This is a genomic window from Pseudomonas grandcourensis (genome assembly GCF_039909015.1).
GTDB classification, from domain to species: Bacteria; Pseudomonadota; Gammaproteobacteria; order Pseudomonadales; family Pseudomonadaceae; genus Aquipseudomonas; species Aquipseudomonas grandcourensis.
The window spans coordinates 2,726,744-2,741,258 of sequence record NZ_CP150919.1; the positions used below are offsets into that span (position 1 = coordinate 2,726,744).

General features: G+C 59.2%; 14 protein-coding genes. 7 read left to right on the forward strand and 7 right to left on the reverse strand.

Annotated elements, in window-relative coordinates; translation table 11 throughout:
• Positions 1-140 precede the first annotated feature (140 nt).
• The 4 genes from AABM52_RS12300 to AABM52_RS12315 all read right to left on the reverse strand — a co-directional run bounded on the left by AABM52_RS12300 (position 141) and on the right by AABM52_RS12315 (position 4,055).
• Positions 141-1,025: an ABC transporter permease subunit gene (locus AABM52_RS12300; RefSeq protein WP_347912010.1), complete on the reverse strand. Its 885-nt coding sequence runs from the start codon at positions 1,023-1,025 to the stop codon at positions 141-143.
• Positions 1,022-1,936, reverse strand: a complete 915-nt coding sequence (locus AABM52_RS12305; protein WP_347912011.1) for an ABC transporter permease subunit — start codon at positions 1,934-1,936, stop codon at positions 1,022-1,024. Before AABM52_RS12305 ends, AABM52_RS12300 begins: the two co-directional genes overlap by 4 nt.
• Positions 1,933-3,075 (reverse strand): polyamine ABC transporter ATP-binding protein, encoded by a 1,143-nt coding sequence (potA, locus tag AABM52_RS12310; protein WP_056727964.1) that lies wholly within the window; start codon positions 3,073-3,075, stop codon positions 1,933-1,935. Before potA ends, AABM52_RS12305 begins: the two co-directional genes overlap by 4 nt.
• A gap of 218 nt (positions 3,076-3,293) precedes the next feature.
• Positions 3,294-4,055, reverse strand: a complete 762-nt coding sequence (locus AABM52_RS12315) for a gamma-glutamyl-gamma-aminobutyrate hydrolase family protein (RefSeq protein ID WP_223448666.1) — start codon at positions 4,053-4,055, stop codon at positions 3,294-3,296.
• A 281-nt stretch (positions 4,056-4,336) separates the two neighbouring features.
• Here AABM52_RS12315 and AABM52_RS12320 point away from each other — a divergent pair, with 281 nt between their 5' ends.
• From AABM52_RS12320 to AABM52_RS12335, 4 genes are all read left to right on the forward strand, one after another.
• A complete protein-coding gene (locus AABM52_RS12320; protein WP_347912012.1) occupies positions 4,337-5,713 on the forward strand; it encodes a glutamine synthetase family protein in 1,377 nt (458 codons plus the stop codon).
• Positions 5,714-5,914: 201 nt separating this feature from the next.
• Positions 5,915-7,405 (forward strand): aldehyde dehydrogenase, encoded by a 1,491-nt coding sequence (locus AABM52_RS12325; RefSeq protein WP_347912013.1) that lies wholly within the window; start codon positions 5,915-5,917, stop codon positions 7,403-7,405.
• Positions 7,406-7,457: 52 nt separating this feature from the next.
• Positions 7,458-8,756 (forward strand): FAD-binding oxidoreductase, encoded by a 1,299-nt coding sequence (locus tag AABM52_RS12330; RefSeq protein WP_347912014.1) that lies wholly within the window; start codon positions 7,458-7,460, stop codon positions 8,754-8,756.
• 248 nt (positions 8,757-9,004) lie between these two features.
• Positions 9,005-9,553, forward strand: coding sequence for a cupin domain-containing protein (locus AABM52_RS12335; protein ID WP_046042404.1), 549 nt, complete (start codon positions 9,005-9,007; stop codon positions 9,551-9,553).
• Positions 9,554-9,649: 96 nt separating this feature from the next.
• Here AABM52_RS12335 and AABM52_RS12340 read toward each other — a convergent pair whose 3' ends face one another.
• A complete protein-coding gene (locus AABM52_RS12340; RefSeq protein ID WP_347912016.1) occupies positions 9,650-10,357 on the reverse strand; it encodes a CatB-related O-acetyltransferase in 708 nt (235 codons plus the stop codon).
• A gap of 338 nt (positions 10,358-10,695) precedes the next feature.
• Between AABM52_RS12340 and yecR the strand changes: the two genes are divergently transcribed.
• Positions 10,696-11,166: a YecR family lipoprotein gene (gene yecR, locus AABM52_RS12345; RefSeq protein WP_347912017.1), complete on the forward strand. Its 471-nt coding sequence runs from the start codon at positions 10,696-10,698 to the stop codon at positions 11,164-11,166.
• Positions 11,167-11,301: 135 nt separating this feature from the next.
• On the opposite strand, the gene AABM52_RS12350 is transcribed toward yecR, so the two are convergent.
• On the reverse strand, positions 11,302-11,595 hold the full coding sequence (locus AABM52_RS12350; RefSeq protein ID WP_056727952.1) for a hypothetical protein: 294 nt from the start codon (positions 11,593-11,595) through the stop codon (positions 11,302-11,304).
• A gap of 471 nt (positions 11,596-12,066) precedes the next feature.
• Positions 12,067-12,975 carry an alpha/beta hydrolase gene (locus AABM52_RS12355; RefSeq protein ID WP_347912018.1) on the reverse strand — a complete coding sequence of 303 codons (909 nt, stop codon included), beginning with the start codon at positions 12,973-12,975 and terminating at the stop codon, positions 12,067-12,069.
• Positions 12,976-13,191: 216 nt separating this feature from the next.
• Between AABM52_RS12355 and AABM52_RS12360 the strand changes: the two genes are divergently transcribed.
• Both AABM52_RS12360 and AABM52_RS12365 read left to right on the forward strand, forming a co-directional pair.
• A complete protein-coding gene (locus tag AABM52_RS12360) occupies positions 13,192-13,638 on the forward strand; it encodes an anti-virulence regulator CigR family protein (RefSeq protein ID WP_347912020.1) in 447 nt (148 codons plus the stop codon).
• Between the two features lie 120 nt (positions 13,639-13,758).
• Positions 13,759-14,271 carry a hypothetical protein gene (locus AABM52_RS12365; RefSeq protein WP_347912022.1) on the forward strand — a complete coding sequence of 171 codons (513 nt, stop codon included), beginning with the start codon at positions 13,759-13,761 and terminating at the stop codon, positions 14,269-14,271.
• The last annotated feature ends 244 nt before the right edge of the window (positions 14,272-14,515 follow it).

Consider the following 14,515-nt stretch of genomic DNA (forward strand, 5'->3'; position numbering starts at 1 on the left):
TCGCGAAGCGGCCCCAAAGCCAGAGTTCGGGGTGTTTCAGTTACACCGAACTCACTGGTTTTACGGCTGCTGCGCAGCCGAACGGGGGCAAGCCCCCTCGCCACAAAGCCCCCTAGCCACAGTTAACTGAGCAGCGACGATTACGCCGTCGCTCCCGCCATTTGCTTTTCAGGTTGCTGCCAGGATTCGCTGGCGGTCTGGTCCATGGCTTCCTGGATCGCGCGCTTGCGGGTGGCTTCGGCGCGGCGGCTGAAGTACCAGACCATGAAGGTCACGATCGACACGGCCAACAGGATCAGGCTGGCCACGGCGTTGATCTCGGGCTTGACCCCAAGGCGCACCGCCGAGAACACTTCCATCGGCAGGGTCGTGGAACCCGGGCCGGACACGAAGCTCGCCAGCACCAGGTCATCGAGCGACAGGGCGAACGACATCATGCCGCCGGCCGCCAGTGACGGCGCGATCATCGGAATGGTGATCAGGAAAAACACCTTCAACGGCTTCGCACCCAGGTCCATGGCCGCTTCTTCGATGGACAGGTCCAGTTCGCGAAGGCGGGCGGAGACTACCACCGCCACATAGGCGGCACAAAACGTGGTGTGGGCGATCCAGATGGTGACGATGCCACGCTCCATCGGCCAGCCGATCAACTGCGCCATGGCCACGAACAGCAGCAACAGCGACAGACCGGTGATCACTTCAGGCATCACCAGCGGCGCGGTGACCAGGCCACCGAACAGCGTGCGGCCTTTGAAGCGCGTAACGCGAGTCAGGACGAACGCGGCTAACGTCCCTAGTGCGACTGCCGCAATCGCGGTGTAGCAGGCGATTTCCAGCGAGCGCAGCACCGAACCCATCAACTGGCTGTTGTCGAGCAAACCGGCGTACCACTTGATCGACCAGCCACCCCACACCGTCACCAGCTTGGAGGCGTTGAAGGAGTAGATCACCAGAATCAGCATCGGCAGGTAGATAAACGACAGGCCGAAAATCAGCATGAACTTTGAAAATCCGAAGCGTTTCATCCTCGTGCCTCCATCTCTTTGGCCTGGCTGCGGTTGAACAGCAGAATCGGCACAATCAGGATCAACAGCATTACCACCGCCAGGGCAGACGCCACCGGCCAGTCGCGGTTGTTGAAGAACTCTTGCCACAACACACGGCCGATCATCAGGGTTTCCGGGCCGCCCAGCAGTTCCGGAATCACGAACTCACCGACCACCGGAATGAACACCAGCATGCAACCGGCGATGATGCCGTTCTTGGCCAGCGGCACGGTGATTTTCCAGAAGCTGTTGAAGGTGCTCGAACCCAGGTCCGATGCGGCTTCCAGCAGGCTCTGGTCATGCTTGACCAGGTTGGCGTACAGCGGCAACACCATGAACGGCAGATACGCATACACCACGCCGATGTAGACGGCGATGTTGGTGTTGAGGATCTCGACCGGCTGCGACGTCAGCCCGGTCCACATCAGGAAGGCGTTGAGCAGACCGTTGTTGCTGAGGATGCCCATCCACGCATAAACGCGGATCAGGATCGCGGTCCAGGTCGGCATCATGATCAGCAGCATCAGCACGTTCTGCGCTTCCTTGCTGGCCTTGGTGATGGCGTAGGCCATCGGAAAACCGATCACCAGGCACATCACGGTGCTGAAAAACGCCACCTTCAACGAACCCAGGTAGGCGGACAGGTACAGCTCATCCTGGCCCAGCAGGGTGTAGTTGCCGATGTTGAGCATCAGCTGGAATTTCTGCTCGGCGTAGGTGTAGATCTCCGAGTAGGGCGGAATGGCCAGGGCCGCTTCCGAGAAGCTGATCTTCATCACCAAAAAGAACGGCAACATGAAGAACAGGAACAGCCAGATGAACGGAATCCCGATGACGAACTTGCGTCCGCTGGGGACCCACCTCAGGAATTGCTGATTGAAGGTTTTCATGCGCGCAGTACCACGCCGCTGTCGTCTTCCCACCACACGTAGACCTGATCGTCCCAGGTCGGACGCGCACCACGGCGTTCGGCGTTGGCCATGAACGACTGGACGATCTTGCCGCCAGGCAGCTCCACGTAGAACACCGAGTGGCCACCGAGGTAGGCGATGTCATGCACCTTGCCGGCGGACCAGTTGTAGCGGTTCTCCGGCTTGACGGTGCTGACCAGCAGTTTTTCCGGGCGTATCGCGTAGGTGATCGACTTGTCCTGCACCGACGTGCTGACGCCGTGACCGACGTAGATCTTCTGCTCAAGGTCCGGGCTGTGGATGATCGCGTGACCTTCCAGGTCCTCGACCACAGTGCCGTCGAAGGCGTTCACGTTGCCGATGAATTCGCAGACCATGCGGCTGACCGGTGCTTCATAGATGTCCACCGGGCTGCCGATCTGGGCGATCCAGCCCAGGTGCATGATCGCGATGCGCTCGGCCATGGTCATGGCCTCTTCCTGGTCGTGGGTCACCATCACGCAGGTCACGCCCACGCGCTCGATGATCTCGACAAGTTCAAGCTGCATCTGCGAACGCAGCTTTTTATCCAGTGCACCCATCGGTTCGTCGAGCAACAGCAGCTTCGGACGCTTGGCCAGGGAGCGGGCCAGGGCCACACGCTGACGCTGGCCGCCGGACAGTTGGTGCGGCTTGCGCTTGGCGTATTGAGTCATGTGCACCAGGCGCAGCATCTCCTGCACCCGGGCGTCGATTTCGGCGGCTGGCAAACGGTCCTGCTTGAGGCCGAAGGCGATGTTCTGCGCCACCGTCATGTGCGGGAACAGCGCGTAGGACTGGAACATCATGTTGATCGGTCGTTCGTACGGCGGCATGTCGGTGATGTCGACACCGTCGAGCAGAATCCGGCCTTCGGTCGGGCGCTCGAAACCGGCGAGCATGCGCAGCAGGGTCGATTTGCCGGAACCGGAACCACCGAGCAGGGCGAAGATTTCGCCCTGGTGGATTTCCAGGGACACATCGTCCACGGCGGTGGTTTCGTCGAACTTCTTGGTGACGCGATCGATTTTCACCAACACCTTTTTCGGTGCCTGGTGACCCTCAAGAGCCTTCCTGTAGATGCTGGAGGCGTTTGCCATGTGAAACTCCCAACAGGTTTCAGTCGCCCGGCCAACACGGCCCGGCTTAATAGTGGATTGCAAACCCGTATCGGCGGGTTTATTCGGCGCCGCCATCCTGGCTGCCTGGTCGTACTTGTTGTTATTGCAGTGTGTTGTTATCGCGAGCGGGGCACGCACAAGTGCCTGCCTGCCCGCTCGCGTTGGGCAGTTAATCGTTGAATGTGGGTATCAGTTCGTCAGCTCGAGTGACGCAGTGCCGCCCGTTGCCGGCAGGCTTCGCCGAACGCCTGGAAAATACTCAGATAAGGAGGGTTGTTCAGCACCTGCCATTCCGGGTGCCATTGCACGCCGAGGGCAAACGCCTGGCTGTGCTCGACCGAGATCGCCTCGATCAGGCCATCGGGCGCGACGGCTTCGGCGCGCAGGCCGGGAGCGAGGCGGTCGATGCCCTGGCTGTGAATCGAATTGACCTGGAACACCGCAGGCAGGTCCAGCGCTTCGAACACACCGCCAGGCTGCACATTCACCCCGTGAGCGGGAGCGTATTGCACGGCCAGGTCCGGATGGTCGGCCTCGCGATGGTCGAGGAAACCAGGCAGTTCATGGACCTTCTGATGCAGGCTGCCACCGAACGCCACGTTCATTTCCTGGAAGCCACGGCAGATGCCGAGCACCGGAACGCCCGCTGCAATAGCGGCGCGGATCAGGGGAAGGGTGGTGGCATCCCGCGCCGGATCATGATCCGTGCCGGGGGCGCTGTCGGGGCCTTGATAGTGGAAGGGTTCCACGTTCGATGGCGAGCCGGTCAGCAACAGACCGTCGAGCTGCGGCAGCAGGTCATCGATTTCGGTCAGGTCGCCTAAGGAAGGAATAACGACAGGCAGCCCCAACGCGGCAACGCTGACAGCACGCAAGTACTTGTCACCGCTGATGTGGTAGGGGTGCAGGCCAATCTGTTTGACGCATGCAGTAACGCCGATCAATGGCTTGAATGCCATTTTTATCACCTCGAAGTTTCACACTTGAACGAGCTTTTCCGGAGCTTAGCCTTGTTGATTTTAATTAACAACTCTCATGTAAAAAATTCTAAACGCCACACGTCCGATCTTTAGGATTAACGGGTGTTTTTGGGGGTATCTGGCACTCTCGTGTCTCTGAAGCGCCCGAAAATAAACGCTGAACGGCCAGGTGTTCGCTATTGACTTCACTTTGCCTTTCGGATTGACTGGGCTCGTGAAAGGGCAGTGAACATAATAATTAACAGCTAAATAGGTGCAACATGTCGGTCCCTCTGCGTACCGTTCAACTCAACGAAGCAAACGCATTCCTTAAGAAATATCCTGAGGTTTTGTACGTCGACCTTCTGATTGCTGATATGAACGGTGTGGTGCGCGGCAAGCGCATCGAGCGCACCAGTCTTCATAAGGTTTACGAGAAAGGCATTAACCTGCCGGCGTCCCTGTTTGCTCTGGACATCAATGGCTCCACGGTGGAAAGCACCGGCCTGGGTCTGGACATCGGCGACTCCGACCGGATCTGCTACCCGATCCCCGGAACCCTGAGCATCGAGCCTTGGCAGAAGCGCCCAACCGCGCAACTGTTGATGACCATGCACGAACTCGAAGGCCAGCCATTCTTCGCCGACCCGCGTGAAGTGCTGGCCAATATCGTGCGCAAGTTCGACGACATGGGCCTGACCATCTGCGCCGCGTTCGAACTGGAGTTCTACCTGATCGACCAGGACAACGTGAACGGTCGTCCGCAATCGCCACGTTCGCCGGTATCCGGCAAGCGTCCGATGTCGACCCAGGTGTACCTGATCGACGATCTCGACGAATACGTCGATTGCCTGCAAGACATCCTCGAAGGCGCGAAAGAGCAGGGCATCCCGGCTGACGCCATCGTCAAGGAAAGCGCCCCGGCGCAGTTCGAAGTCAACCTGCATCACGTGGCTGACCCGATCAAGGCGTGCGACTACGCGGTCCTGCTCAAGCGTCTGGTGAAGAACATCGCCTACGACCACGAGATGGACACCACCTTCATGGCCAAGCCGTATCCGGGCCAGGCAGGTAACGGTCTGCACGTGCACATTTCGATTCTCGACAAAGAAGGCAACAACATCTTTGCCAGCGAGGATCCCGAGCAGAACGCCGCGCTGCGACACGCGATCGGCGGTGTGCTCGAGACCCTGCCGGCGCAGATGGCGTTCCTTTGCCCGAACGTCAACTCTTACCGTCGTTTCGGCGCGCAGTTCTATGTACCGAACTCGCCGAGCTGGGGCATCGACAACCGTACCGTAGCGGTACGTGTGCCGACCGGTTCGCCAGACTCGGTGCGCATCGAACACCGCGTGGCCGGTGCCGACGCCAACCCGTACCTGCTGATGGCTTCCGTTTTGGCGGGCGTGCACCACGGCCTGACCAACCAGATCGAACCGGGCGCCCCGGTGGAAGGCAACAGCTACGAGCAAAACGAGCAGAGCCTGCCGAACAACCTGCGCGATGCACTGCGCGAGCTGGACGACAGCGAAGTCATGGCCAAGTACATCGACCCGCTGTACATCGACGTGTTTGTGGCGTGCAAGGAAAGCGAGCTGGCCGAGTTCGAGAACTCCATCTCGGACCTTGAGTACAACTGGTACTTGCACACGGTCTGACGGCGTTGGCGGCATACACAAAACCTGTGTACGCCGCCAACACCTGTGGGAGCGAGCTTGCTCGCGATGAGGCCGTCACATTCAGCATTAATAGTGACTGTTCCACCGCTATCGCGAGCAAGCTCGCTCCCACAGGTACTGCGGCATTCTGATCCATCACCGAATGGCATCAGTCCGACGATCACTTATCGAGTCACAACCATGACAAACACTCGCAGCGATTGGGAGCAGCGCTTCCAGTCTCTAACCATCGAAGGTCGCGCATTCATTGACGGCCAATACTGCGCAGCCGCCAGCGGTGCGACGTTCGAATGCATCAGCCCCGTGGACGGTCGTTTCCTGGCGAACGTCGCCAGCACCGACGAAGCCGACGCCAATGCAGCGGTCGCCGTGGCGCGCCGCACCTTCGAATCCGGCGTGTGGGCCAACCTGGCCCCGGCCGAGCGCAAGCGCATCCTGATCCGTTTCGCCGACCTGATCCTGGCCAACCAGGAAGAACTGGCCCTGCTCGAAACCCTCGACATGGGCAAGCCGATCAGCGATTCCATGAGCATCGACATTCCGGCGACCGCCAACGCGATCCGCTGGACCGCCGAAGCCGTCGACAAGATCTACGACGAAGTCGCCGCCACGCCCAAGGATCAGCTTGGTCTAGTGACCCGCGAAGCCGTCGGTGTGGTCGCGGCCATCGTGCCGTGGAACTTCCCGCTGATCATGGCCAGCTGGAAATTCGCCCCGGCCCTGGCGATGGGCAACTCGTTCATCCTCAAGCCTTCGGAAAAATCCCCGCTGACCGCGATCCGCATCGCCCAGCTGGCACTCGATGCCGGCATCCCGAAAGGCGTGTTCAACGTCCTGCCGGGCTACGGCCACACCGTGGGCAAGGCGCTGGCGTTGCACATGGACGTCGACGTGCTGGCTTTCACCGGCTCCACGGCGATTGCCAAGCAGCTGATGATCTACGCCGGGCAGAGCAACATGAAACGCGTCTGGGCCGAAGCCGGGGGCAAGAGCCCGAACGTGGTGTTCGCCGACGCGCCGGATCTGCGCGCGGCAGCACAGGCTGCGGCCAGCGGCATCGCCTTCAACCAGGGCGAAGTCTGCACCGCCGGTTCGCGCCTGCTGGTGGAGCGTTCGATCCGCGAGCAGTTCATTCCACTGCTGGTGGAAGCCCTGCAAGCCTGGAAACCAGGCCACGCCCTCGATCCTGCGACCACCGTCGGCGCGGTCGTCGACCAGCGTCAACTGGACAATGTGCTGCGCTACATCGGCATCGGCAAAGAGCAGGGCGCCCAACTGATCGCCGGCGGCAGCCGCACCCTCGAAGACACCGGTGGCCAATACGTGGAACCGACGATTTTCGACGGCGTGACCAACGCCATGACCATCGCCCAGGAAGAAATCTTCGGCCCGGTGCTGTCGGTCATCACCTTCGACACTGCTGAAGAAGCCCTGGCGATTGCCAATGACAGCATCTTCGGCCTGGCCGCCGGTGTGTGGACCAGCAACCTGAGCAAGGCCCACACCTTCGCCCGTGGCCTGCGTGCCGGCAGCGTCTGGGTCAACCAGTACGACGGCGGCGACATGACCGCGCCGTTCGGCGGGTTCAAGCAGTCGGGTAACGGTCGGGACAAATCGCTGCACGCGTTCGACAAGTACACCGAACTCAAGGCGACCTGGATCAAGCTCTAATAACAATAAAGCGGCGGTCGCCGGCAACCTGCAGCGGCCATCGGAGAAATTTATGAAACACAGCACTACTAATCAACAGCATGTAAACAGCTACTACGCCGCCACCCGCAACTTCACCGGCGATTTCCCGGTGCTGGAAGGGGCGGTGGACTGCGACGTCTGCGTGATCGGCGCCGGCTACACCGGCCTGTCCTCGGCCCTGTTCCTCGCTGAAGCGGGCTACAGCGTGACCGTGCTCGAAGCGGCCAAGGTCGGCTTCGGCGCCAGCGGTCGTAACGGCGGCCAACTGGTCAACTCCTATAGCCGCGACGTCGATGTCATCGAAGAGCGCTACGGCGACAAGACTGCCGAAATCCTCGGCAGCATGATTTTCGAAGGCGCCGACATCATCCGTCAGCGCATACAGCACTACGACATCCAGTGCGACTACCGTCCCGGCGGCATCTTCGCGGCGATGAACAAGAAGCAACTCAAGGGCCTGGCCGAGCAGAAGAAAAGCTGGGAGCGCTACGGCAACAAGAACCTGAAAATGCTCGACGCGGCCGACATCAAGCGCGAAGTGGGTTCCGACGCCTACGTCGGCGGCCTGCTGGACATGCAGGGCGGCCACATTCACCCGCTGAACCTGGCCCTCGGTGAGGCTTCGGCGATCATCGGCCTGGGCGGCAAGATCTACGAGCAATCGGCGGCGGTGGAAATCACCTACGGCGAGCCCATCACCGTGCGCACTGCAAAAGGCCTGGTGAAGGCCAAGTACCTGCTGATCGCCGGTAACGCCTACCTGCCGCAGGGCCTGGACAACCGCGTGACCAGCAAGAGCATGCCGTGCGGTTCGCAGATCGTCGTCACCGAACCGTTGTCGGAACAGCAAGCGCGCAGCCTGATCAAGAACAACTACTGCGTCGAAGACTGCAACTACCTGCTCGACTACTACCGCCTGACCGCCGACAACCGCCTGCTGTACGGCGGTGGCGTGGTCTACGGTGCCCGCGAGCCGGACGACATCGAACAACTGATCCGCCCGAAGATCCTCAAGACCTTCCCGCAATTGAAGGACGTGAAGATCGACTACCGCTGGACCGGCAACTTCCTGCTGACCATGTCGCGCATGCCGCAATTCGGCCGTATCGAGAAGAACGCCTACTACATGCAGGGCTACAGCGGCCACGGCGTCACCTGTTCGCACCTGGCCGGCAAACTGATCTCGGAAATGATCCGTGGCGACGCCGAGCGTTTCGACGCTTTTGCCTCGCTGCCGCACATGCCGATGATCGGCGGGCGTACTTTCTCGGCCCCGTTGACCGCCCTGGGCGCCGTGTACTACTCGCTGCGCGACCGTTTCGGCATCTAAGCTTTACCTCGCCGGTGGCATCTCCCCAAAGGGTGCCGTCGGCTTTTTAATACCAGAAACACCGCTCCCACAGGTTGTGCAACTTCATGGCAAATGGCTATTTTTCCAGCCGTTTATCGAACCTGCTGAGCATTACGAACAAACGTGATTTAATAGCCGCCTTTCACGTTTCCGGGACCGGAAAACGGCGTGATCCGCGCCTGTACTCCACCCCCATTACCCTTAAGTAGCACGCACATAAGGCTGTCATGGACACGGGCTCACGACTCAAATTAGTACGCGAAAGCTACAAAATGTCCCAGCGCGAGCTGGCCCGGCGTAGCGGCGTCACCAATGCAACCATCTCCCTGATCGAACAGAATCGGGTCAGTCCTTCCGTCAGCTCCCTGAAGAAATTGCTGGAGGGCATCCCCATGTCCCTGGCCGACTTCTTCACCTTCGATCAGCCACCGCGCGAACACCAGTACGTCTTCCGCGCCAACGAGCAGCCCGACCTCGGCCGCCATGGCCTGCGCCTGCTGCTGATCGGCGCGTCCGTGCCAAGCCGGCAGATGCGCTTGCTGCGCGAGCAATACGCACCGGGCGCCAGCTCCGGCGAAGAGCCGATCGTGCACTCCGAAGGCGAGGAGTGTGGGTTGGTGACACGTGGCACCGTGGAATTGACCGTGGATGGCCAGGTGAGTGTGCTCAATGCCGGGGATGGCTATTACTTTCCGACGACCTTGCCGCACCGGTTTCGCAATATCGGGGCGGATGAGGCGGAAATCATCAGCGCCAACACACCGGCGAACTTCTGATAACCGCTTTGCGGGCAGGGTTCATCAGGGACCAGTCGTCAAAACCCGCATCTGATGCGGGTTTTTTTTAACATTCGAATCGGTCATTCCCGCTGCTCAAGACAAAACACTGCACCCTTTGCGGGTTATCTCGATCTGTTGGTAGTCGGCGCGGTTTTCTTTCGGCAGGGTGGCCAACAAAGACAAAGTGGCTTGCGGATCATTGAGCGGCAATGTCTTGAGTACCTCGACATCGACATCCCACCACTTGCTGTTGATCAGCGCCTCGATCAACTCGGGTGTGTGCCGATACTTGACGACTTTTGCCGGGGTGCCGGCAACAATGGCGTACGGTGGCACGTCATGGGCAACCAGGGCGCGGGTTGCGATGACAGCGCCAGTGCCAATGGTCACGCCTTCCAGGATCATCGCGCTATGGCCGATCCAGACGTCATGCCCAATCGTGATGTCCGCAACCACCGGGTCGTAAACCAGCGCCGTGTCGGTATATTGAAAGGGATGTGAACTGAGCCAGTCCAACGGATGCGAGCTCTTTTGCTGGCCGATAAAACAGCTGCTACTGATGGAGCAAAACCTGCCAATGGAGGAGACCGCCGAAAGGAAGCAGTCACTGCGGATATAGGTATGCGCACCGATTTCCAGCTTTTTCGACTCTATGACCACATTCCCGAGCGTCACGCCTTCTTCCAGGGTCAGTGCCGTTCTTTTGTGCAGTGACAATAGACCGCCCGCCACTTTGCATTTGTGTTTGCGAATCCATCTTTTCCAGTAACTATTTCGCAAATAACTGATTATTTTTTTCATGAAAAGCTGTCTTGGATATCCGTTATAGGGCTTGGCCTGGCCCCATGAGCCAACAGTCGAGTCTAAATGAATCGGCTGGAGAGATGAATTTTTTAGACGTTTGTCAAAAACCGCTTTTGTGCGCTTCAGTCGCTGATCAGTGCTGGACCTGCGCCGAATGCGGGTTGCGAGCAATGCGCTGCGAATAGACCGCGAATTTCTGATCAAGGATTCAACGGTCATTGATTGGCCGCAGTTTTCTGTCGTTATTGATCGTCCATCCAAAAATCGTTTTTGTGGACAGAAAGAAGGCGCATTGCCATCATTGCGCTTCTTGTTCCTCAAAAGGATTTCTTCTCATGCGTAAGCTAATTCTTCTGGTCATGTTAGCCGTTGTAGTAACGGGTTGTTCCAGTCGTAAAGAATTTTACGCAACCGGCGGGAGCCGGGCGGATGGCTCGATTGATATGGCTTACGACTTCAAAGCTTTCGAGACTCCGATCGTTGATTTAAAGCAGGCTGAGTCAATTGCAAACAACAAATGCGCAGTGTGGGGTTACGAGCGCGCAGAACCCTTCGGTGGTAAAACCGAGTATTGTCAGTCAAGGGATGGCTTTGGTAACTGCAACGCCGGGCAGATGATCGTCAAGTATCAATGCATTGGAAATATCACGCCATCAAACCAGGCATCAGCGGCTGCGGAGTCGTCTGTACCGGTTGGAATGCTGACGCCTGCTCAGTACAAGGAAGCGCGAGTAAAGGCTCTGATGGACAAAAAACTCCCTTACGGTGAGTACCAGAAGGAATATCAGGCGATCATGGCTGAATAGTTCAGTCGATATCGTTTACGCTGCCCGGTTTCATTTCTTCGTGGAAGTGCGGTTGTCGGTTGAAAAGCGAAAAGCGAGATATTGAGCGAGCAACAAAAACCCGTAGAAATACGGGTTTTTTGTGCTTGAAAAATGTCACTGCTTCTTCGGCCCCTCAAACCCCCGCTGTTCGATCACGCCAAACACATCCCGTACATCCTGAAGCAGAATCCGCGAAATGTTGGTGACGGTGTTGATGTCGTTTTCGGCGTAGTCGGGGAGGCTGGTGCAGGCCATGAGGTTGAGGTATTGCAGGACGGCATTGAGGCGTTCGGCGGCGCAGTTGTGGAGTTCGCGCAGCGGGGCGTCGCTGTCGATGAGGAGGACGGGGTAGCTGGTGGCGATTTGTTTCATGGGGGTGAAGCGGCGAGGCGGATTTTGCATTGTCATAAGGTAGAACTCTTCAAAGGATCATGGAGTGCCACCTTTTGCTGCGAAACAAATGGGTGGCAGCTATGTGCGGGTTCGCAGACCGGAGAAGAGTCAAGCCGGCAGACCCGAAGGTCTCCCACACACAGCCGCCATAAAACGAAACGGCGGCAAATTTTGCCACAGTTGTCATTTAGCTGTGTTCCATCTTCTACAGGGCTGCGAAACCCAACCGCCAACTCAAGTCAGCGACGGGCGCACATTAGGCATCGATTTCGACGGCTGCAACCGGCCTGTAGGACGCCCAAAGCCCCCTGTGGCGAGGGAGCTTGCTCCCGTTCGGCGGCTCTGCCGCCGTAAAACCGGGCACTGCGGTGTGTCTGAGGAAATGAGTTGCAAGGGATGAGGGCCGCTTCGCAGCCCAGCGGGAGCAAGCTCCCTCGCCACGGGGGGTAAATTCCTACATGTTTTTCGGATGCCAAGGTGGTGCCGTCACTGCGCCATAAACCCGCGAATCGCCGCAATCGTCTGCGTCGGTGCTTCCTCCATCAGCCAATGCCCGGCTCCCGGAATCACCACTTCCGTCACCTTGTCCGCGGCATTGCGCATCACGATGGCTTCATTGGCCCCGAAGGATTTTTCGCCGCCAACCGCCAGCACCGGCATGCTCAGTTTCCTGGCCATCGACGCCTCGTTGTCCACGGCGTCCTGGCGAATGCTGCGGAACTGGGAGAAGGCGGCGTGCATGGCGCCGGGGCGGGCGTAGAGTTTGGCGTAGTGCTGGCGGGTGCCTTCGTCGACCTTGGCGGGGGTGCCGGCGAACTCGTTCCAGAAGCGGTCCAGGTAAATGCGTTCACGCCCGGCGACCAGGCGTTCCATGTCCGGCCCGCCGAAGTCGAAGTGCCACAGCATCGGCGAGCGCACGATGTCGTTCCACGGTGGAATGCCCGGCACCGGTGCATCCATGACCACCAAACGGTCGGTGCGCTCCGGGTAATGCGAGGCATAGGCGAAGGCGACCATGGTGCCGATGTCGTGGCCGATGACCACCGAGTGCTCGATCTTCAACGCGTTCAACACGCCACGAATGTCGGCGGCTTGAGTCTTCTTGTCGTAGCCGCTTTGCGGGATTGATGACAATCCCATGCCGCGCAGGTCCGGCACCACTACGGTGTGGTCCCGCGCCAGTTCGGCCGCCAGCGGTGCCCACATGTCGCCGGTGTCACCAAAGCCATGCAACAGCACCACCGCCGGCCCCTTGCCGCCGACGCGCACGTGCATCGTGACGCCGTCGACGGGGATGTCCTGGGTGTGGAACGACGCCGGGAACGGCGTGACATCGGCGTGGGCGGCGGCGCTCAGGGCAAGCAAGGTGAGGGCGGTCAGCAGGGGGCGGATCATGGCGATGTCTCCAGGGAAGGGCTGGCGTGCGCTTCACCTGGCGATGAGGAGGCGCGGTGAGATGCAAATAATCGACAAGCCCCAGCCATCGGCAAACGCCTGCAGGGCTTCGATCGGATGAGCGTAGACGGTTTGGCGCCTGGTGACTCGATGGAACCAACTTCGTCTATAACGTCTAAATTTCAGGGACTATTCCCCACCACGAAGGAATGAATCATGTTCAGGACTCGATCATTGATTGCAGCTGTTACCTGTTTGACGCTGGTCTGCGGCTCGGTGACGGCACTGGCTGATCCCGGTAACGGCCAGGGCAACGGAAAGGCCAACCATGGCAACCAGGGCAGTCATGGCAACAAGAACAAGAATTCCGGTGGCGGGGACTGGAGCAATGGCCCGAGCATCAACCGGGGCAGCGTGCTCGAGATCATTGGCGTGAATACCGGCTACTGGAGCCCCGGGCCTGATTTGCCACCGGGTATTCAAAAGAACCTTGCCCGAGGCAAGCCGCTTCCACCTGGCATCGCCAAAAAACTGGATGGTCGACTGGTCGGCAGGCTGCCCCACTATGATGGCTACGAATGGCAGCAAGTCGGCACGGACCTGATCCTGGTTGCGCTGGCCACCGGGCTTGTCTATGAAATTCTCGACGGTGCGTTTGATTGACCTGTGGAAGGTAGTCTTCGTGTTGATTCAAGGTGCTCCAGCCGTCTGTCGTGGTACTTGAACTGTTGGAGGGATGTCGCGTCATAACCCACGCGATATCAACCTCCTACGGAAGCAATCATGCTTTTTAAAAACAAGAGTCTCGTTGCTGTAATGTCATGCGCCATGATGCTTGCAGCCGCCCCTTTGCTGCCTAGTGGCCTGTCGATCATGGGTTCCGCCTACGCGAAGGACGGCGGTGGTGGCGGTGGTGGCGGAAACGGCGGCGGTGGCGGCGGTGGAAATGGCGGCGGAAACGGCGGTGGTAATGGTGGCGGAAATGGCGCAGGCCACGGCGGCGGCATGGGTGGCGGGCACGCCGGTACAGGCCACTCCGGCAGTAACGACCGCGGCAACGGGCTGGACAGCGACCATACCGGCAAGTCCGTGCGCGACCATGGCCTGAGCGGGAACCACTACGGTAGTGAGCGCAACGATGACAATGGTCATGGCACCACGACCTCAGGCATCGCCCATTCCAAGGATACTCGCGGCATCTCCAAGGCCAGGGCCATTTCGGCCTCGACGCCGGGTGAGCACAACACCAAAGGCTTGAGTAAAGCCGGGCTGTCGACCTCGAAAAAAACCCATTGAGTTCGCGGCCACAGATCAGTTTCTGAAAAAGCAAAAAGCCCGCTGCAAGGCGGGTTTTTAATGCCTGGAAATTGATCAACGACCACAGCGCATCTCGTTTCCCACCAGCACAACGGGCATTACACGGACAGAAAACGAGCCAGCCGGACACATCGCGCAGTGATTTGCGTTTGCAGGCGATTTGTCATGTTCAGCGCCATTTCAATGTAGATATTAGTCAGCCCAACGCGATTTCAATGAGGCT